This is a genomic window from Sodalis sp. RH20, assembly GCF_047324205.1.
Taxonomy (GTDB): Bacteria; Pseudomonadota; Gammaproteobacteria; order Enterobacterales; family Enterobacteriaceae; genus Acerihabitans.
Window position 1 is genome coordinate 4,777,678 of the sequence record NZ_CP178733.1, and the last position, 17,553, is coordinate 4,795,230.

At 62.2% G+C, this 17,553-nt stretch carries 19 protein-coding genes; 1 reads left to right on the forward strand and 18 read right to left on the reverse strand.

What is annotated here, in order from left to right; genetic code table 11:
• Window positions 1–6: 6 nt before the first annotated feature.
• The 18 genes from ACL2XM_RS21775 to ACL2XM_RS21860 form a co-directional block, all read right to left on the reverse strand.
• The gene (locus tag ACL2XM_RS21775) at window positions 7–1,191 is read right to left on the reverse strand and encodes a beta-ketoacyl-[acyl-carrier-protein] synthase family protein (protein ID WP_413729173.1); all 1,185 of its coding nucleotides are present in this window, start codon (window positions 1,189–1,191) and stop codon (window positions 7–9) included.
• Between the two features lie 3 nt (window positions 1,192–1,194).
• A complete protein-coding gene (locus ACL2XM_RS21780) occupies window positions 1,195–1,761 on the reverse strand; it encodes a DUF3261 domain-containing protein (protein WP_413731579.1) in 567 nt (188 codons plus the stop codon).
• Window positions 1,761–4,091 (reverse strand): MMPL family transporter, encoded by a 2,331-nt coding sequence (locus ACL2XM_RS21785; protein ID WP_413731581.1) that lies wholly within the window; start codon window positions 4,089–4,091, stop codon window positions 1,761–1,763. The genes ACL2XM_RS21780 and ACL2XM_RS21785 overlap by 1 nt, the downstream gene beginning before the upstream one ends.
• Window positions 4,063–4,674 (reverse strand): LolA family protein, encoded by a 612-nt coding sequence (locus tag ACL2XM_RS21790; RefSeq protein ID WP_410016675.1) that lies wholly within the window; start codon window positions 4,672–4,674, stop codon window positions 4,063–4,065. Before ACL2XM_RS21790 ends, ACL2XM_RS21785 begins: the two co-directional genes overlap by 29 nt.
• Complete coding sequence (locus ACL2XM_RS21795) at window positions 4,674–5,093, reverse strand: acyl-CoA thioesterase (protein WP_410016676.1); 420 nt, start codon at window positions 5,091–5,093, stop codon at window positions 4,674–4,676. Before ACL2XM_RS21795 ends, ACL2XM_RS21790 begins: the two co-directional genes overlap by 1 nt.
• Before the next feature lie 4 nt (window positions 5,094–5,097).
• Window positions 5,098–6,837, reverse strand: coding sequence for a glycosyltransferase family 2 protein (locus ACL2XM_RS21800; RefSeq protein ID WP_413731582.1), 1,740 nt, complete (start codon window positions 6,835–6,837; stop codon window positions 5,098–5,100).
• A complete protein-coding gene (locus ACL2XM_RS21805) occupies window positions 6,828–8,618 on the reverse strand; it encodes an AMP-binding protein (RefSeq protein ID WP_413731584.1) in 1,791 nt (596 codons plus the stop codon). Before ACL2XM_RS21805 ends, ACL2XM_RS21800 begins: the two co-directional genes overlap by 10 nt.
• Window positions 8,585–9,181, reverse strand: coding sequence for a hypothetical protein (locus ACL2XM_RS21810; protein WP_410012868.1), 597 nt, complete (start codon window positions 9,179–9,181; stop codon window positions 8,585–8,587). Before ACL2XM_RS21810 ends, ACL2XM_RS21805 begins: the two co-directional genes overlap by 34 nt.
• 4 nt (window positions 9,182–9,185) lie before the next feature.
• Window positions 9,186–9,431, reverse strand: a complete 246-nt coding sequence (locus tag ACL2XM_RS21815) for an acyl carrier protein (protein WP_410012869.1) — start codon at window positions 9,429–9,431, stop codon at window positions 9,186–9,188.
• A 39-nt stretch (window positions 9,432–9,470) separates the two neighbouring features.
• Window positions 9,471–9,734, reverse strand: a complete 264-nt coding sequence (locus tag ACL2XM_RS21820; RefSeq protein ID WP_413731585.1) for a phosphopantetheine-binding protein — start codon at window positions 9,732–9,734, stop codon at window positions 9,471–9,473.
• A gap of 18 nt (window positions 9,735–9,752) precedes the next feature.
• Window positions 9,753–10,556, reverse strand: coding sequence for a lysophospholipid acyltransferase family protein (locus ACL2XM_RS21825; RefSeq protein WP_413727451.1), 804 nt, complete (start codon window positions 10,554–10,556; stop codon window positions 9,753–9,755).
• Window positions 10,556–11,278 (reverse strand): beta-ketoacyl synthase chain length factor, encoded by a 723-nt coding sequence (locus ACL2XM_RS21830; RefSeq protein ID WP_413721750.1) that lies wholly within the window; start codon window positions 11,276–11,278, stop codon window positions 10,556–10,558. The genes ACL2XM_RS21825 and ACL2XM_RS21830 overlap by 1 nt, the downstream gene beginning before the upstream one ends.
• A 272-nt stretch (window positions 11,279–11,550) precedes the next feature.
• A complete protein-coding gene (locus ACL2XM_RS21835) occupies window positions 11,551–11,940 on the reverse strand; it encodes a hypothetical protein (RefSeq protein WP_413727453.1) in 390 nt (129 codons plus the stop codon).
• 297 nt (window positions 11,941–12,237) lie between these two features.
• Window positions 12,238–13,167: a LacI family DNA-binding transcriptional regulator gene (locus ACL2XM_RS21840; protein WP_410012874.1), complete on the reverse strand. Its 930-nt coding sequence runs from the start codon at window positions 13,165–13,167 to the stop codon at window positions 12,238–12,240.
• Window positions 13,151–13,486: a PTS lactose/cellobiose transporter subunit IIA gene (locus ACL2XM_RS21845; protein ID WP_410012875.1), complete on the reverse strand. Its 336-nt coding sequence runs from the start codon at window positions 13,484–13,486 to the stop codon at window positions 13,151–13,153. The genes ACL2XM_RS21840 and ACL2XM_RS21845 overlap by 17 nt, the downstream gene beginning before the upstream one ends.
• Window positions 13,483–14,877, reverse strand: coding sequence for a glycoside hydrolase family 1 protein (locus ACL2XM_RS21850; RefSeq protein WP_413731587.1), 1,395 nt, complete (start codon window positions 14,875–14,877; stop codon window positions 13,483–13,485). The genes ACL2XM_RS21845 and ACL2XM_RS21850 overlap by 4 nt, the downstream gene beginning before the upstream one ends.
• A gap of 92 nt (window positions 14,878–14,969) precedes the next feature.
• Window positions 14,970–16,289 carry a PTS sugar transporter subunit IIC gene (locus ACL2XM_RS21855; RefSeq protein WP_413721747.1) on the reverse strand — a complete coding sequence of 440 codons (1,320 nt, stop codon included), beginning with the start codon at window positions 16,287–16,289 and terminating at the stop codon, window positions 14,970–14,972.
• A 28-nt stretch (window positions 16,290–16,317) separates the two neighbouring features.
• A complete protein-coding gene (locus ACL2XM_RS21860; protein WP_410012878.1) occupies window positions 16,318–16,623 on the reverse strand; it encodes a PTS sugar transporter subunit IIB in 306 nt (101 codons plus the stop codon).
• Window positions 16,624–16,916: 293 nt separating this feature from the next.
• On the opposite strand from ACL2XM_RS21860, the gene ACL2XM_RS21865 reads away from it, so the two are divergent.
• Window positions 16,917–17,516 (forward strand): DUF3313 family protein, encoded by a 600-nt coding sequence (locus ACL2XM_RS21865; RefSeq protein WP_413729183.1) that lies wholly within the window; start codon window positions 16,917–16,919, stop codon window positions 17,514–17,516.
• Window positions 17,517–17,553 lie beyond the last annotated feature (37 nt).

The following is a 17,553-nucleotide window of genomic DNA, read 5'->3' on the forward strand; positions in this document are numbered from 1 at the left end:
GGTGTTTCAGGCAACATGGCTTACCTCGTTATCGCCCAGAATAAGGCAGGTATTATTGCCGCCGAAGGCGAACGAGTTGGACATGATATAACGCCGGGCCAGGCGGGCGGGCGCGGTCAGCAGGCCGAACTCCGCCAGGCCGGGATCGAGGGTGGCGGCGGAGAAATCCTGCGGCGGCAGCGGCAGGGAGTCGGTCAGCAATAACCAGCCGAGCGCCGCCTCGATTGCCCCGGCGGCGCCCAGCGTATGGCCGGTCAGGTGTTTGGTTGAACTGCAGGGAACCTGTTGACCGAACAGACGGTGAATCACCAGCGCTTCGATGCGGTCGTTCAGCGGGGTGGCGGTACCGTGTAGATTAATGTAACCGATATCCGACGCCGCGAGATTGGCGTCCGCCAGGGCCATTTCAATGGCGCGGATCGCGCCGCTGCCTTCGGGATGGGGCGCTGACATATGCCAGGCGTCGGAGGATTCGCCGATGCCCCGCAGGGCAACGGCGCCCGGCGCCCGGGTCAGCAGCAGCAGCGCCGCGCCTTCGCCGATGCTGATGCCGTCGCGTTCGGCGCTGAACGGCCGGCAGCGTTCCGCGGATAACGATTCCAGGCTGTCGAACCCGTTGATCGGCATCCGGCTCAGGCTATCGGCGCCGCCGACGATGGCCGCGTCCGCCATGCCGGTTTCAATCAGCCGGCGTCCGCTGATAATCGCCCGCGCGCTGGAAGAGCAGGCGGTGGATAAGGTATAGGCCGGGCCCTCCAATTGCAGGAACGCGGCGAGAAAACGCGCCGGATCCCCTAATTCCTGCATCTGATAATAATATCCTGGCGATGTTTCCCCGCGCGCGGCGGCGGTAACCTGCCGATCGCATTCATCCAGGCCCGAGGTGCTGGTGCCCAGCACGATGGCCACGCGCTCCGCGCCGAAGGCGGCCACGGCGTCGTCCACCTGGGCGCGGATTTGCGCCAGCGCCCCCAGCAGCAGGCGATTATTACGGCTATCGTGGCGCTGAAGCCGGGCGGGTATCCGCGGCAGAGGGCCGGTAACCGCTCCCAGCCAGCAGGGACGCCCCCGCAATAGCCAGTCATGGCTCAGTTTCATCCCCGGCGCCACGCCGCGCGTAAGATTGGCGGCGATCTCCGCCATATCGTTACCCAGGGCATTTAGCATGCCGACCGCTGAAATTGAAATCATCGTTTAGTCGTCCAGATGTTGAATGGCGATCTGGTAATGGAAAACCAGGTTATGCAGCTCGACCGGCTGACGCCGGCCCGCAATTAACCCATAGCGTATCTCGGTTACGCTATGGCCGCCGGGATCCGCCAGCACCCGCCGGTCGGCCTGGTCCACCAGCGTCCAGCCTGGCGGCAGCACCTCGCCCCAGGCCGCGGCCGGCCAATAGCTTAGCATGATATCCGCCAAAACCTGGCTCGCCGGCGGCAGCTGCGGCAGCACCACCGATTGCTCGGTATGGATCCCCTGCCGGTCGTAGGCGACTTTAAACAGGCGGATACCGAGCGATGACAGCCCCACCAGGGTTAACCGCTGCCCATCGGCATTCAGCAGCACCAGCAGGGATTGCGCCCCGTGTCCCGGTACTGTGGCGGTCAGTAACTGCTGTTCGCTGATGGCCGGTGTTATGCCGGGCTGCGGCAGCCTTACGGACACCCCGGGTTTTAGCCAGGCCGACGGCGCTTTCGGTCCGGCGGCGCAGGCGGCAAGCAGCAGGGCCGGCAGCAGCACCAGTGCGGATAATGCTTTCATCAATAATCCCCCCGCCCGGGCGGCAAAGCCAGCGGCGACAATAAAAAGGCGGTGAAAATACCGCTGCAGAGAACGATGCCGAAGCTGGCGATGGCCTGGGTATGGCTGAACACCAGCATGCCCAGGGTCAGGGAAGTGGTCATCACCGCCAGGGTCACCGCCAGCATCGACGTGGAGGGTGTGCCGCGCGGATTGGCGAAAAACAGCTGATAGTTGATGCCGATGCCCAGCACCAATACCAGCGCCAGCATGGAAAATAAATTCAGCGTATGGCCGCTTAACGCCAGCACCGACAGGCCCGCCCCCAGGGATAATAGCGTCGGGATCAGGCTTAGCAGGCCCTGCCGCCAGCCCTGGCGCGCGATAAAGCTCGCGGCAATCACCCCAATCGAGGCCAGCAGCAGCCAGCCGAGCTTATGCCGGTAGGCGGCGAACATCGCATCGAAGTCCGCCTTGCGATCCACCCAGCTGACGCCGGGCCGGGATTGGGCAAGGTGTCGCAGCGCCGCACTGTCGGTCACGCCGCTTACCGGGATCAGTACCGCGCTTTGCCCGTCGGCCAGGCTAAGCCATAACAGGCGCCAGCCTTCGCTGACCACGCTCGCCAGCCAGTCCGTGGGCGATACCGGCATCGGACTGAGATCGGGCGCCGCGGCGCCCACCCCGATTTGCCCCAGGCGCTCGACCGCCGCCGGCGCCGCCCGGGTCAGCAAGGCCAGATCCTCGCGCTGGCGCCGCTGCGACGACAACGGCGGCATCCGGTAGCCCGCCAGAATGCCCCGGCTTTGCGCCTGCGCCAGGGCCGGCGCCAGTTGCTCCATGCGCTGCAGCGTCTGCTCCGCGCTGGCGCCGGTAACCACCAACCATTTTTGATCCTGTTCCTGACCGGAGAGCCGGGCGATGTCTTCTTCCTGCTGATGAATCTGCTGCGGCAGCGCCTGCAATTGGGCGATATCATCGTCAATCCGCAGTTGCAGCAGCCCGGCCAGGGTAAATACGGCCAGCGCCAGCGGCAGGCCGACGCGCAGGACCTTACGATGCCGCCAGGCGGACAGCCAGGCGCGGATAAGCGGCAACGCCGGGGTGGGCCGCACCGGCAAACGCCTGGTGAGCAGCGGGTACCAGCAGATCACCGTCAGGCAGGCGGCGCTCAGCCCGGCGGCGGCGAACACCGCCAGCTGACGCAGGCCGGGGAAGGGGGCCAGCACCATGATAAGGTAGGCCGCCACCGTGGTCGCCAGCGCCGCCGACAGCGCCGGCAGTACCTTGCGCAGGCTGGCCATCGGTGTATTTTGCCGGCCGTGTACCAGGCGCTCGGTCAGGTAGTAGAGCGTGTAGTCGGCGGAAATGCCGACGATGCTGATGCTCATCATCAGCGTCATGACATGCAGCTCGCCAAAGAGCAGCAGGCAGGCCACGGTGCCCGCCAGCGCGCCGACGGCCACCGACAGGGCGCAGCATAGCAGGGGCAGCGGCGAACGGAATACCAGCCCGATCAGCAGCAGCACGCCGATGACCGTCGCCAGTCCCAGGGTGGAAATATCATGCCTGGCCTGCTGGCTGGCGTAGTCGCTGTAAAACAGCGTGCCGCGGGATAACAGCCGCGCGCCCGGCCAGCGCGTTTCCAATTGCTGGCGCAGTTGCGCCAGCCGCAGGGCCACCTGATGGGACGACTGCATATCATAGGAGGAGGCGGCCAGCTCTGCGTGGATCAGATACCATGCGGCGCCCTGCGGGTCCCGGCTCATCAGCCAGCCCTGGTCAAGGGTCAGGCGGCCGGCGGACTGTTGCAGCGCCAGCTGGGACCCGCGCACCAGCAGCAGCGGGTCGTGCTGCAGTTCCTGGCCGCCGACCCCGGCAAACGCGGAGTAAAGCTGGCCGGCAATCCAATCGGCCTGCGCGCCGCCGCCCTGTTGCAGCCGCGCGCGGGTCTGGTCGTCAATCATGGCGTTACGATGCTGGAAATAAAACCGGCCCCATTGCTGCTGCTGCTGTTCGGTCATCGGGCCTTTCACCGCGCCCATGCCGGGCAGGGCAGCCACCTGTTGCGCCCACCATTGCACCGGCGCCAATCCCTGCCCGTCGGCGGGACTGACCATCCAGACCAGCTGGCGGTCGAGGCGTTGCATAAAACCGTCGTACACCGCCGGCGGCAACGGGCCCATGGCCTGGCGCGGCAGCAACGCCAATACGCTGCTGTTAATCTGGCTGCGCGGCAGCAGCAGCGCCAACGCCAGCAACAGCCCCAGGCAGATCAGCAGCCAGGCCGCCGCCGCGCGCAGGTAGAATTTACTGAAGGATTCACTGCTCAAAGCGCTGCTGCTCGTCATGGCTCAGTACCCCGGGCTGCGTGCGCTGCCGGCTGAAGGTAATGGCGGTGCTGTCTCCCTGCTTATCCTCCAGCAGGATATGATCAAGATAGGTTTGGCCGGTAAGCGTGATGGCCGTGAAGAGCTTATCCAGCGGTGAAGTCTTTGGCACCAGCACCAGTTGCCAGTTTTCCTGGCCTTTATCGGTGAATTGCAGGGTAAAGTTTTGCTCCAGCACCGCGCGGTCGGCCTGGAACAGGGCGCGCAGCAGATGATTAAAGCGGAACATCTGCGGATTACCGGCGGCGGTGACCACCTCAGGCGGCTGGTTGCCGGTGATTTGCACCATTTTGCTGTCGTTGAGGATCAGGGTTAGCAGAAACGGCTGCTGCTGCTGCCACCACAGACCGTTTTGCCGGGCGATAAGCAGCTCGCCCGATGAGCGCAGCGGGCGGGCGATGCCGCTGATGCTGCGCTGCTGATCAAAATGCGCGCGCACCACCGGCTGCCCGGCGAAACGCTGCTGCAGCGCATCAAGCGTAACCGCCCGGGCGTTGACGGCGGCAAGGCAGCAAAGCAGCAGGCCCGGCAACAGCTTTTTCATCATACTATCCCCATGCGTTGCAACAGTGCCTGCGGGCTGACAAAACAGAGCTCGCGGCTGTGGCGCTCCACCGCCACCTGGATGGTGTAGCCGGTGGTGGTTTTATTACCGCTCGGCCGGTCGAAAATGCTGTAGCCGATGCGCAGGCGGTTCTCGTATTCCTCAATGCGCGCCTGAACGCGGATGGATTGCTCAAAGGTCAGCGGCGCGCGGTATTTGACGCGCGCATCCACTACCGGCCACAGATAACCGGAAGCTTCCATCTGCCGGTAGCCGTAATCGAACTGATTAAGCAGCGCCTCGCGCGCGATCTCCATATACCGCAAATAGTGGCCGTGCCAAACGACGCCCATGGCGTCGACATCATGAAACGGAACGGTTATCTCTATTTCCGCGCTAAACCGCGGATCGGTTAACAGCATATCAGGCCTCGGGTGGCTGCGGCGCCTGCTCGTCGGGCAGGCGCCAGAAATCAAAAAAATTAAACCAGTCGAGCGGCGAGCGCAGGCAGTAGTGCTGCAACCGCCCCGCATACCTGTCGACGGTTTGCTGCAGCGCCTGCTGCCGCTGCTGGCGCGGCAGTTCGAGCCGGTCGGCGAAATGTTCGTAATAAATACGTAGCTTGCCCTGCTCTTTCAGGGCAAACATTAGGGCTACAGGGCAGCGCAGGGCCGCCGCCAGCACAAACGGGCCTTGGGGGAACGGCGCGGGCCGGCCGAGGAATTCACTCCATATTACCCGGCGTCCGGCGCCCCGTTGCTGCGCCTGTACCGGCGTGCGATCGCCGACGATGGCCACCCATTCCCCCAGATCCAGCTTCTCGCGCAGCAGGATGGCGGTTTCCGGCCCGATATCCGTCACCGGGATCAGGTTGATGCCCGCATCCGGGTTGATCTGTTCCAGCAGCCTCCTGAAACGCTGCGCGTGGGCGCTGAATACCAGCGCGTTGATCCTGACCCGGCCGCCGCCCTGCGCCAGGGCGCGGCAGACTTCAATATCGCCCAGGTGGGAGGCCAGGATCAGCAGGCCGCGCTGGCGGTCGATATCCGGCTGCGCCGGGGACTGTTCGGCAAAATCAATCTGCTCCCCGAGCCTGATATCGCCTTGCCAGCCGGCCAGCTTATCCAGCATCGCGTCGCCGAAGCGCATAAAATGGCGAAAACTGGACAAGCGGCCCGGCAGCTCAATACCCTGGAGGGCGGCGGTCTGTCTCAGCCGGTGCAAATACTGCCCGGACGCGCGGCGCTGGGCCCGGCCGGTGAGCCAAAAATAACCGATAACCGGATAGAGCAAGGCGTTAAATAGCCTGCGGCCGCCGCAACGGTAGGCGGCCAGCATAAAACGCATACCCATGGCGCCGTGCCGCTCGGCCATGCCGGACCAATGCAGGGACGGCGGGCGCCGCCGCCAGTTGCGCCGCAACAGCGCGGGAATACGCGGCAACATGCCGAAAAACAGCCGGGTATGCATCCAGGAAATGCGGCAGTTATCGCGCAGCCCGTCAAAATGGGATAATCCGTCCACGGGGTAGATGACCCGGGTCGGCACAAACAGGCTCTCGTTGCCCTGCCAATAAAGGCGGACCATCACCTCGGTATCGAAGTCCATGCGCGCGCCAAGCGTAACCCGCCGGCCAAGCGACAGGGTGGCGGCGATGGGATAGACGCGAAAGCCGCACATGCTGTCTTGCAGCGACAGCGACAGCGTTTCGATCCATACCCAGACATGGGTAATATAGCGGCCATACAGCCTGGCGCGCGGCACCGAATCATCGTATACCGGCCGGCCGGAAATCAGCTTATCCGGCGCGGCGGCGGCGGCGCGCAGCAGCAGGGGGATGTCCTCCAACTGATGCTGGCCGTCGGCGTCCACCTGCAGCGCATGGGTATAACCGGCCGCCGCCGCGGCGGCAAGTCCCGTCATTACCGCCCGGCCCTTACCCTGGTTTGCTGCCAGGCGCAGCAGGGTGATGCCGTCTTGCCCGGCGCAAAGCCGCTCAAGAATGTTCCGGGTAGGGGCGCCGCTGCCGTCGTCGATAATAAAGCAGTGCAGGCCGTAGGGCCGCAGGCGCGTCAGTACCCCGGTCAGCATGGGACCATGGTTGAAACAGGGGATGATGACACAGGTCGTCGGCTCCGCGGCGCGGGCATCGGTCAGGGACATAGCATTATTTTCCCGCTGCTGACCGTGGGCCCGTCCTTGAGATCGGCATCGCAAAGCGTATAGCGAAAGCGTAATAACCGGTGCGGCGCCTGCCACTCCAGATGCAGGCGCAGCGTTTGGCCCGGTTTAACCGGAAGCTGGAACTTAACGTTCTCAATGCCGCTGAACTGAACGGCGGGCGCCGGCTGATCGCCGCCCGGCGCTTCACGCGCCAGCAGCTCCCGGAAATAGTGCAGCGCCCAATCTACCTGCGCCACCCCCGGTAATATCGGCCGTGCGGGAAAATGGCCGCGAAACCAGAACAGAGCCGGATCCAGCCGCAGCAGCAGTTCGGCCCGGTTCCAGTCCGGCGTCAGGCGGGAAATCTCAGTGGGAAGCATAATAAAAAACAACTCCTTGAGCCGATCCCAGTCGTATTTGCCTCGCGCCGTACGCGGCAGCGCGCCGGCCACGCGCCAGTAACGCGGCACGGCCACCGGTTCGAGCCAGGCGCCGAGCGCGCGCCGGTATTGCCGCACCAGCGCCGGCAGGGAGCCTGCGGCCAGGCGTTCTTTTCCCGCCGGCGACAGCACTATCACCGCGCCGAGGGTGTGGCGGCCGTGCCTGGTCAGCGGCAGCGCCACCGCCTCGGCGATATCCGGCAGCGCGTTCAGGCGCTGCTCGATGTCGGCCAGCGACAGCCGCTTTTCTTCGATATTGACCACCCGATCGTCGCGTCCCGCCAGGGAAAACTGACGGCCATCTTCGCCGAATACCAGCCGATCGTCCAGTAATTGCCCTTCAGGCCCGGCTATCAGCGCCGAAGTCGCTCTGATCCCGCCCGCGGCGGCATGAAATTCAACGCCGTCGAACGGTTGCCATAAATCAGTCTCGCCAAAGCGGCGCCGCCAGGCCAGAATTCCGGTTTCGGTGGCGCCGTAAATATCGGTCACCGCGGCCGACAGCCATTGACCGGCGGCCCGTGCGTCGGGCCAGGACAGCGGCCCGCCGGCGGAAAATAGCGCAATACAGCGCGGCGCGGGCAGCCGGGGGTCGATGCGCGCCAGAAAGGCCGGACTGCTGATAAACAGCACCGGGTGCCCGGCGCACTGGCGGATAAATTGTTCCGGATAACGCGCGATTTCCAGGGTAAAGGGCAGGCCCAGGCTCATCGGTAGAAAAAGGGCGAAGGTCAGTCCGTATAAATGCTGATGGGTAACGCTTGAGATCACCCGGCACCCGGCAAGCGTATCCCCCCCCGCCTGGTCGCGCGTCAGCGCCGCCAGCCAGCGGGATTCGGTTTCCATGGCGCGCAGCGTTTTGGTCACCTCTTTCGGCCGGCCGGTGGAGCCGGAGGTGAACAGTACCAGACGGGCGTCTTCCGCCAGCGGCGGCAGGGGCAGGGCGGCGGGCTGTTGATGCTGCCGGGGGTCAAGCAGCGGGCAGTCCAGGGCCAGCGGCAGGGTGCTGATGACGCCGTCGAATAAATGCCGTTGCTCCGCCAGCAGCGCCTGCCGGTTATGGCCGGGAATGACCGGCGTTTTGCCGCTATGCCAAAGCGCGAGCAGCGCCACCAGGAAGCCGTAGGCATCGTCGAAGCACAGCGCCCACCGAGTGCCGCCGGCATCGGCCAGGGCATGCCATAATACCGTGACGTCATGGCGCAATTGCCCCAGGTCGAGGCATCGATCGCCCTGCCAGGCGACAGGCGTGGCATCGGGGCGCTCCCGGCTCAGCCAGCGCGCGGGAGGGAAAAATGGCAAAGGCGCTAGCCGGCTTGTGTCCGTTTCCTGATTATCCATTCCGTTCCCATCAGCAGCCCCATCAGCAGATAACTGATGACGCCGTTATACAGCGCCCATAAGGACATATTCCCGTACAGGCAGGTAAACAGCGCCACGCCGCCGTTAATCATAAAAAACAGGCACCAGGCCTGGGTCACCCGCCGTGTATAGGCTATCGCCCGCGGCGGCAGACGGGGTCGCCGCAGCCGGGCCAGACGTTCCACCACGCTGGCCCGGCTGAGCAGCGATGCGCCAAACAGCAGCAGCATCAATAGGTTCATCATCACCGGATACCAGAGCAGTAAATGATGGCTTCGCAGCAGCCAACTGGCCGCGCACAGCAGAATGCCGAACAGCGCCAGCGCTTTGGCCAGCCAGTCCAGCGCCGGCAGCAGGCCCCGCAGCACCAGCAGACGCAGCAGGAAAACGGCGGCCAGCGCCAGCGCCGTCAGGCCGGGTCGCCCATGGGCGCTGCCGTACCACACGGCGAACGGATACAGTATCATCCCCCCCAGGCTGAACAGGCGGGCCGCCCCGAGCGCCAGGAAGCGGGCCGGGACAGCCGCGCAACGGGCAGTCACGGCGTTATTCCGCCAGCAGTATGGCCACCGCATCCACCACATCCTGCACCGTGCGTACGGATTTAAATGCCTCGGGCTTGATTTTCCTGCCGGTTTTTTTCTGCAAATGCACCACCATATCCACGGCGTCGATGCTGTCGAGATCCAAATCCTCATACAGGCGCGCCTGTGGCGTGATAAGTGCCGGGTCGATTTCAAATAATGCGATCAGCAGTTGCGTCACGTCTTGGTAAATTGCGTGTTTATCCATCTTTGGACCTGTTTTTATAAGCACTGCTTTGAAGAATACTTATCCGGCGGCGCGTTGCGACTGAATAAACGCCGCCAAGGTAGCCACCGAAAAAAAGTGCCTGCGTATTTCCTGGTTTTCCGCCGAAAGTACGACGTTATAACGGTTTTTTACCGCCAGCCCCAATTCCAGGGCGTCGATAGAGTCCAAGCCCAGCCCATCGCCAAACAGCGGTGCGTCGGTGTCGATGTCGTCCCTGCCGATCCCTTCCAGATTCAGGGTGTCGATTATCAACTGTTTAATTTCCTGGTTAAGCTGTTCCATGATGTTATCTCAAAAAATTTAGCTATGTTCCGGTGCCAGGATCCCGGCCAAATGCCGGGTCAGACGCCGCGCCGCCAGCGCGGGCGACGGGTCCCCACCGGCAAAAAAATCACCGGCGGAAAACCGCGTCTTGACCTCAACGGTGAACAGCGGCTTGGTCCGCGGGATCTGGTACCACTTGCTGCCCTTGCTGAGAAACAGCTGGCTGCAGTGGATATGGACAATACGGATATCGCATGCGCTGCGCACCGCCAGGTTCGCCGCCCCGCGGTGCAGCTTCATCGGTACGCCGGGGCGCGATCGCGTTCCTTCCGGAAAAATCAGCAGGCTGCTCCCCGCGTGCAGCCGTTTACTGCTTTCCATGAGCAGCAGCTCCGCCTGCGTATTAATCAGGTAATCCGCCGCCCTGATGGCCCCGCGGACATAAATGTTATCCAATAGCGCCCGCTTGACGATGCAATCGCATTGCGGCATGACCGAGGCCAGCAGTACGTAATCAAGCAGCGTCGGATGATTCGCCAGTACCAGGTTACCGCTATCTTCGCGCAACAGATGCGCGCCGTGGATATGGTAATCCAGAACGCCCAGCCGTCGCGTGACCCCGAGGAATAACCGGAAGCTGCCGGAAATGACCGCGCGCGCGCGGCGGGTGCGCGCATGCGGATCTTTTTGCCGCAGGCACAGGATATGAAACCACGCCGTCAGCAGCAATCCGCCGATTCCGAATAAAGCGAAGCAACAGCCGGTCATCAGCATGCGCCAGACAAACTTCAGTTGATTATCGGGCCGGCGGACGGCGGGTGTGGCCACGCGGGTGCTCATTAACAACTCCAGTGCCAGCTCAGGCGCTCGCTGGTCAGGGTAAACGCCGGCGCGCCGCTTAACCAGCCGTGCAGGAAAGCCAGGCTTTGCGGCAGCATGCCGGGAGAAACGGGCTTATCCAGGCGCTGCGATCGGCAGCGCAGCGTAGCGCCCGGCGTCAGCAACAGCGCCACTGCATAAGGATAATCCGGGGTCTGTTCCGCCAGGTACGGGCGGTAGAATGCCGGGATGGTATTATCGAAATCCACCAGCAGCACCCGCTGATAACCGCTGTGCAAAAATAGCTGCGCTTCAACCAGGCCCTGCTGGAAACTGTCTTCCCCGGCGGAAAGAGAGGCGGATGCCAGCGGCGCCTTCGCCACTATCGTCAGGCTGCCGACGGCGGCATTGTGTACCGACATGGCGAAATCGGTGGGAGACGGCGGCGTGAGCCCCGCCAGCGCCTCGAGTATACGCTGGTTGCGCTCCAGCTCGCCGTGACGGCTGGAAAAAATTACCGCATCGGGCTGATGGCGCTGCAACAACGCCAGGCCGTTGTCTACCGCCAGCCGGCTGCCCGCGCTCAGGCGCCGGGCCGTCATCATCGGCAGGTGAGGGCAGTCCGGCAGCGGCGCATCGCGGGCGATAAGCGGCGCGGCAACGCTCCAGCGCCGCCAGTCGTCCCGCCCGGACAAGCCGGGCGCCGAGGCCTGCCAGTCAAGGATGTTTAACGATATTTGCATATAATCTCACTGGCATCACCCTTTCAGGTCTCTTATCTATCATAGCCGATACGTTGATGCCACGTTTACATTTGTTTACAATGCATAAATGCGCCGTTGGCCGCCAACCCGCGCATGCCGACGGCAGGATAGCATGGCTGTTTGGCGCAATCCGGCCGCTCCGGCGAGAATTAGCCGGACTGTCGGGCAGCTTGCCGTGATGAGAAACCAGGAAAGGTCAAGGCCTGCAAAAATGGCCGGTTATAGACCGGCCCTGAAATCACTGGCTTGACTTATTGCGCGGTTGCGGACAATTTTAACTGGATATCCTTATCGAGGTTATTTATCCAGTTATTATAATTGCGGTGAATATGGCCTTTGCCGTCTGCCAACAGATTTTTACTGGCAATATAATTGATCTTATAACCCGTAGCGCTGTAGACGATTTGAATATCGGCCTGATGGCCGCGCAGGTCAAGCCGGCCGTTAATGATACCGGGCTGGACCGGGGTCATTTTCCATTGCCGCGCCAGGCCCGCTTGTAAAATAGCGTTTTTTACCCGATCGTCGGAATAGTGGGCCGCCAGCGGGGTAGTGACGTTGGCGATGGCGGCGGTGCGGGCGCAGCCGGCCAGGGAGATAATACATACCAAAAAAACAACAGCCGGTTTTAAAAGATTCATTTTCTACATTTCCCTGTAAATGATTTAAGTATTAATGGTGTCGGTAAAGTTTCTTTAGGTCAGTTTAATAGACTAATAAAAAAATTAACGTGCTGATGGAAAGCCGCTAAAGAAATAGTTTTATCCTGATGATGTCCGCTGCGGCGTAAACATCATAAACAACCGGGCCGGGGATGTAAATATCGCTATGCAGGGGTGAAGGGCCGCCCGCAATTAACAGTTATCATTTACAGGTACGGGTATGTTTAATAACGAGGTGATAACAGATGCAGGCCCGCCGCCGCCGGCGCGGGCGTTTTATCCGGCCACCAGATCGCCGCGGATCACCAGCGGGCCGCGGCCGTCGGCATCGGTTATCATCGCCAGCGCCTGTTCCGCCAGTTTTTCCAGGGGGTATTCAATGGCCGGCAGCGGCCGCAGGGATCCGGGCAGGGGCGTGGCGCCATCCAGGCTGATGATGGCCAATTGCTCCGGTACGTCGCGCCGGTAGGCGTGCAGTACCGAGATGGCCTCCTGGGCGTCGGCCTGGTTCATGACGACCAGCCCGTTGAAAGGGGTACCGCTGTTGATCAGCGCCTGGAGCGCCGCGCGTGGCGAGGGCGCGCGGCAGGCGACCAGTCGGCGGTTATAGGGCACCAGATGGTATTCGAGCCCCTGGCGGTAGCCGTGCAGTACGTTTTCCGCGGTTTCGCCGTCGGGGTAGTTCAGCAGCGCCAGCTGGCGGCGGCCGTGGCTTATCAGGTACTGGCAGGCGGTTTCGGCGGCAAAGGCGTGATCGAAGCTGATGCTGAGCGCGCCCGGCGCGTTCAGGCAGTCGATTAGCACCACGCTGCCGTCCAATGGCGGCAGTTCGAAACGCGCGCCGATAACAATCATGGCATCGCATAACCCCCGTCCCAGCGACGATACGGCGCTCTCGACGCCGGCGGCGCTGTCGGCAAAGCGCAGCAGCAGATGCTTGTTATGGCGGCGGAACTGTTTTTCCAGCGCCGGCAGGTAATTCACCGCATGCTGCATGGACTCCATCGCGCAGATGACCCCCACGCAACCGGTGGACTGGGCGCTTAGGGACTGGGCAATCAGGTTGGGCTGGTAGTTCAGCGCCTGGGCGGCCTTCAGCACCGCCTGGCGGCTCTCTTCCCTGACGCCGCGATTACCGCTGAGCACACGGGATACCGTGGCTTTTGATACCCGCGCCAAACGGGAAACATCATTTATGGTCGCCATAATCCTGCTGTGCTTGTTGCCGTTGATAAAGTATCACCATCTCATTAATCAATTCCCGCGCCAAGATGGCATTCATTAAATGATCCTGCGCATGCACCAAAATCAGGGTCATGGGGATTTTGCCTTCGCCCTGGTCCGCGCCGATAAGGCCGGTCTGGAGGCGATGGGCGGCTTTGATAAAGTTATCCGCGTCCGCCAGCAGCATCCCGGCGCGGTCGACATCGCCGTCGCGGGCGCAGGCCAGCGCCGTCATGCACAGGCTGCGGGCTTCGCCGGCGTTGACCAGCAGGGTCATTATCGTGGTTTCCATATCTATCATGTACTTTCTCCGTCAAAGCCGTGATTGCGCGCCACGCCGGCAAACCAGCGGCCGCTTTTTTTCACCGTGCGCCGCTGCGTGGCGAGGTCGAGCTGCACCAGGCCGTAACGGTTTTTATAGGCGTTGCTCCAGGACCAGTTATCGATAAAGGTCCACATATGATAACCGAGGCAGCGGCTGCCCTCCGCCAGCGCGCGGTGTACCCAGATAAGATGTTCGCGTACGAAATCGATGCGATAGTCATCCTCGATCCTGCCGTTTTGCATAAAACGCAGTTCATCCTCTACGCCCATGCCGTTTTCGGAAATAAAACAGCGCGGGTTATGATAGTTTTCCCGCAGGTTGGTGAGAATATCGTAGACGCCGCGCTCGTAGATTTCCCAGCCGCGCCAGGGATTCATTTTACGCCCGGGCATCTGGTAATGATCGAACAGCCATTCGGGCATAAACGGGCTGTCGGGGTTGACCTGGTTCATCCGGCACTGCACCCGGCGCGGCTGGTAATAATTGATGCCGAGCAGGTCCACGATGCCCGCGGCCAGCAGTTCGTCGTCGCCGTGACGGCAGGCCGGCAGTTGATCGTAACGCGTCAGCAGCGCGATCAGCTCCTGCGGATAATGCCCGCGCAGCGCCGGGTCGAGGAAGCTGCGGTTAAACAGCAGATCGGCGTTATTCGCCGCCGCCAGATCCGCCGGGTGCTGCGAGCGGGGATAGGAGGGGGTCAGGTTGAGGATAATGCCGATGTCGCCGTCCCGGCCGTCCTGGCGAAAACGCCGTACCGCCGCGGCGTGCGCCAGCATGGTGTGATAGGCCACGGTGGCGGCGCGTTTGAAATCCACCACGTTGGGATAGTGGAAATCATATAAATACCCCCCTTCCACCGGCACGATCGGTTCGTTAAAGGTAAACCAGTGCCTGACCCGATCGCCGAACAGGGCAAAACACCGGGCGGCATAATCGGCATAGGCGTCCACCACCTGGCGGTTTTCAAAGCCGCCCAGCGCCTGCATGCTCATCGGCATATCGAAATGGAACAGGTTAATAAAAGGCGTAATGCCCTGCGCCAACAGTTCGTCGATAACCTGGTTATAAAACGCCACCGCCTGCGGATTGCAGTCGCCCCGGCCGTCCGGGATCAGCCGCGCCCAGGATATCGAGGTGCGAAAGCTGTTATGGCCGGTTTGTTTGAGCAGGGCGATATCGTCGCGCCAGTGGCGGTAAAAGGTCGAGGTATCCCCCGGCCCGACCCGTTGGAAAAAACGTTCGGGCTGCAAGGCGTACCAGTGATCCCAGACGGTGGCGGCTTTGCCGTGGCCCAGGCTCTCGCCCTCGGTTTGCGGCGCCGAGCTGGCGCTGCCCCACCAAAAATCAGCCGGAAATTGATACTGCATAAAATGATCTCCATGTCATGCCGGCGGCATCGGGCGTCTTGCCTGCTCCCTTCCCGCCGGCTGGATCTGCCGGGGTTTATGGCGTCACGCCGTCACGAATCCAGCGCCATGCGCGCGTCCGCGGCCAGGCTCTCGTCCTGTTTTCTCAGCAGCGCGCGTTCGTAGGCTTTCAGGAACGGGTAGTACATTACCGCCGACATCACCATACAAAACAGGCACATGATCACCGGGCTCAGGGTCCAGTTGGCGGCCCAGGACGCGCCGATGGGCGCCGGGGTCGTCCAGGGGGTCAGCTGTACCACCTGCGCGACCCAGCCCAGTCTGGTGGCGGTCCAGGCGAAGGTGGCGTTAATCATCGGCACCAGGGTAAACGGGAGGAACATCACCGGGTTCATGATAATCGGCGTGCCGAACAAAATGGGTTCGTTGATATTAAAGAAGCTCGGCACCACGCCCATGCGTCCGATGGTGCGCAGATGGACCGAACGGCTGACCAGCAGCAGGAACGCCAGCGGCAGGGTGGACCCGACGCCGCCTATCAGCAGGTAATGATCCCAGAACCCCTGCAGGTAGATATGCGGCAAGGGGGTTCCCGCGGCCAGGGCGCTTTGGTTCAGCGCCAGGTTGGTCATCCAGAAGGGATTCATGATGCCGGTGACGATCAGCGCGCCGTGGATACCGGCAAACCACAGGATCTGGCATACCAGCACCGACAGCAGCATGGCGGGCAGCGAGTCCGACGCGGACACCAGCGGCGCCAGCAGCTGCATAATGGCTTCGGGAATGATCATGCCGGTGAAATGCGCCACCAGCAGGTTCAGCGGATGCAGGGTGGCGACGATGACCACCACCGGGATCAGGATTTCAAACGAGCGCGCCACGCCGGTCGGCACCTCTTTCGGCAGCCGGATGGTGACATGGCGGCGTTTTAGCCAGGCGTACATTTCGCTGGCGTAGATGGCGGCAAGAATGGCGGTAAAAATGCCCTGGCCGGAGAAATAGGCCACCGAAATCTGTTTGTCGTGATAGGGAGCGGCCACCAGAAGGAAGGCCATAAAAGACAGCAGGCCGGTCATGATGGGGTCAAGCTTATCATGCTTGCCGAGACTGGCGCCGATGCCCACCGAGATAAAAAACGTCATCACGCCCATGCTGAGATTAAACGGCAGCATCAGCTGGTCGCGATAGCGCACGGAAAAATCCAGCCAGCCGCGGGCGAAACGCCACTGGGTATCGGGTGAAAACGGCGGAAAAATAAACACCAGCATAAACGAGCCGATAATCATAAACGGCAGCGCGGCCAGAAAGCCGTCGCGGATGGCGATAATGTGTTTTTGCTGGCCGACGCGACCGGCCATGGGGGTGATATAACGCTCAATGACCTCGACCATAGCTTGGTAAAGAGTACTCATGGTGTCGTCCTGTTTTGATTATGCGCGGTTATTTAATCAGGGAAAGGGCGAAATCCAGCACCTTGTCGCCGCGCTGCATGCCGTAATCCATCATATCGATGGCGGCCACCGGGATATCCTGCGCCGCCGTTTTGGCCGAAAGCGAAGCCAACATATATTTGACCTGCGGACCCAGCAGCACCACCTGGTAGCGGGCGAACTGCCCGTCGAATTCGCTCACGCCGTAGGCGTCGATTTTCACATCCAGCCCGCGTTTTTCAGCCTCGGCCTGCATTTTTCTCACCAGCATGCTGGTGGACATCCCGGCGGAACAGCACAACATAATGCTTTTCATTTTCAGCCTCTGGGGAAAGGGAAGTTACGAGCGCAATTGGACACAAAACGGAAACCGGTTTCCATTCATTTGCGCCGCTTTTGTGAGGCCACTCAAGTAAACGGGGCGGGGCGGGTGGGAATGTGTGAAACAGCTCACGCGGCCAATGCCTGGCGGGTGCCAGGGGTTGGCCGGACGCGCCCCATGGCGGTAATTCGCCGGCGCCGGCGGCCGGGGTCGCTTTCTCCGGCGGCGGATGATAATTTGGTGGGCATCGGCGCGGCAAGCGGCCAGGCATTATCACCGGAGTCAATATGCGTTATCAGCGTCAGCGGACATTAAGCCTGGCAGCGGCGGTCCTGCTGTTATCGGCCTGCAGCACCACCATGCCGACCAAAGCCAGTGGGTTTCTCGGTTCCTACGATCGCCTGGCGCCATCGCCCGACGGCAGCCAACGCAGGCTGCGCACGCCGTATGCGCTGGATCCGGCGCATACGGTTATCGCCACGGTGGAATGGCGGGTAAAGAAGGGCGATTCGCTGTCCCCGCTCGAGCGCGCCAGGCTGCTCAACGAACTGCGCGCGGGACTCCAGGCGCAGATCAACCGCCTGCCGGCGGCGGCTGACGGCCGCCCGGCGGAAATCCGCGCCGCGATCACCGATATCGCCACCGTATCCCCCTCGTTAAACGTGCTGAGCGTGGCGATGTTTGCCGCGCCCCTGGACCGGGGCGGGGCGTCGGTGGAAATCGAGGCGCTGGATCCCGGCTCCCGTCAGCAGCTGGCGGCCATCAGCATCGGCTATTTTGCCCCGCTTAGCGATCTCAAGGCGCGGTTCAGCGCCCTCGCCCCGGCATCCATTGCGCTGAATAAGGCGGCCGCGGAATTCGGTCCGTTATTACGTCCGGCCGATTGAGATAATAATAAGTTTCCGGCGCGCGGGTATTTATTCT

Excerpts from the sequence above, each read along its gene's own strand:
- ACL2XM_RS21775 (WP_413729173.1), bottom strand. The coding sequence starts at position 1,191 with ATGATTTCAATTTCAGCGGTCGGCATGCTAAATGCCCTGGGTAACGAT.
- ACL2XM_RS21780 (WP_413731579.1), bottom strand. The coding sequence starts at position 1,761 with ATGAAAGCATTATCCGCACTGGTGCTGCTGCCGGCCCTGCTGCTTGCC.
- ACL2XM_RS21785 (WP_413731581.1), bottom strand. The coding sequence starts at position 4,091 with ATGACGAGCAGCAGCGCTTTGAGCAGTGAATCCTTCAGTAAATTCTAC.
- ACL2XM_RS21790 (WP_410016675.1), bottom strand. The coding sequence starts at position 4,674 with ATGAAAAAGCTGTTGCCGGGCCTGCTGCTTTGCTGCCTTGCCGCCGTC.
- ACL2XM_RS21800 (WP_413731582.1), bottom strand. The coding sequence starts at position 6,837 with ATGTCCCTGACCGATGCCCGCGCCGCGGAGCCGACGACCTGTGTCATC.
- ACL2XM_RS21805 (WP_413731584.1), bottom strand. The coding sequence starts at position 8,618 with ATGGATAATCAGGAAACGGACACAAGCCGGCTAGCGCCTTTGCCATTT.
- ACL2XM_RS21815 (WP_410012869.1), bottom strand. The coding sequence starts at position 9,431 with ATGGATAAACACGCAATTTACCAAGACGTGACGCAACTGCTGATCGCA.
- ACL2XM_RS21820 (WP_413731585.1), bottom strand. The coding sequence starts at position 9,734 with ATGGAACAGCTTAACCAGGAAATTAAACAGTTGATAATCGACACCCTG.
- ACL2XM_RS21825 (WP_413727451.1), bottom strand. The coding sequence starts at position 10,556 with ATGAGCACCCGCGTGGCCACACCCGCCGTCCGCCGGCCCGATAATCAA.
- ACL2XM_RS21830 (WP_413721750.1), bottom strand. The coding sequence starts at position 11,278 with ATGCAAATATCGTTAAACATCCTTGACTGGCAGGCCTCGGCGCCCGGC.
- ACL2XM_RS21835 (WP_413727453.1), bottom strand. The coding sequence starts at position 11,940 with ATGAATCTTTTAAAACCGGCTGTTGTTTTTTTGGTATGTATTATCTCC.
- ACL2XM_RS21840 (WP_410012874.1), bottom strand. The coding sequence starts at position 13,167 with ATGGCGACCATAAATGATGTTTCCCGTTTGGCGCGGGTATCAAAAGCC.
- ACL2XM_RS21845 (WP_410012875.1), bottom strand. The coding sequence starts at position 13,486 with ATGATAGATATGGAAACCACGATAATGACCCTGCTGGTCAACGCCGGC.
- ACL2XM_RS21850 (WP_413731587.1), bottom strand. The coding sequence starts at position 14,877 with ATGCAGTATCAATTTCCGGCTGATTTTTGGTGGGGCAGCGCCAGCTCG.
- ACL2XM_RS21855 (WP_413721747.1), bottom strand. The coding sequence starts at position 16,289 with ATGAGTACTCTTTACCAAGCTATGGTCGAGGTCATTGAGCGTTATATC.
- ACL2XM_RS21860 (WP_410012878.1), bottom strand. The coding sequence starts at position 16,623 with ATGAAAAGCATTATGTTGTGCTGTTCCGCCGGGATGTCCACCAGCATG.
- ACL2XM_RS21865 (WP_413729183.1), top strand. The coding sequence starts at position 16,917 with ATGCGTTATCAGCGTCAGCGGACATTAAGCCTGGCAGCGGCGGTCCTG.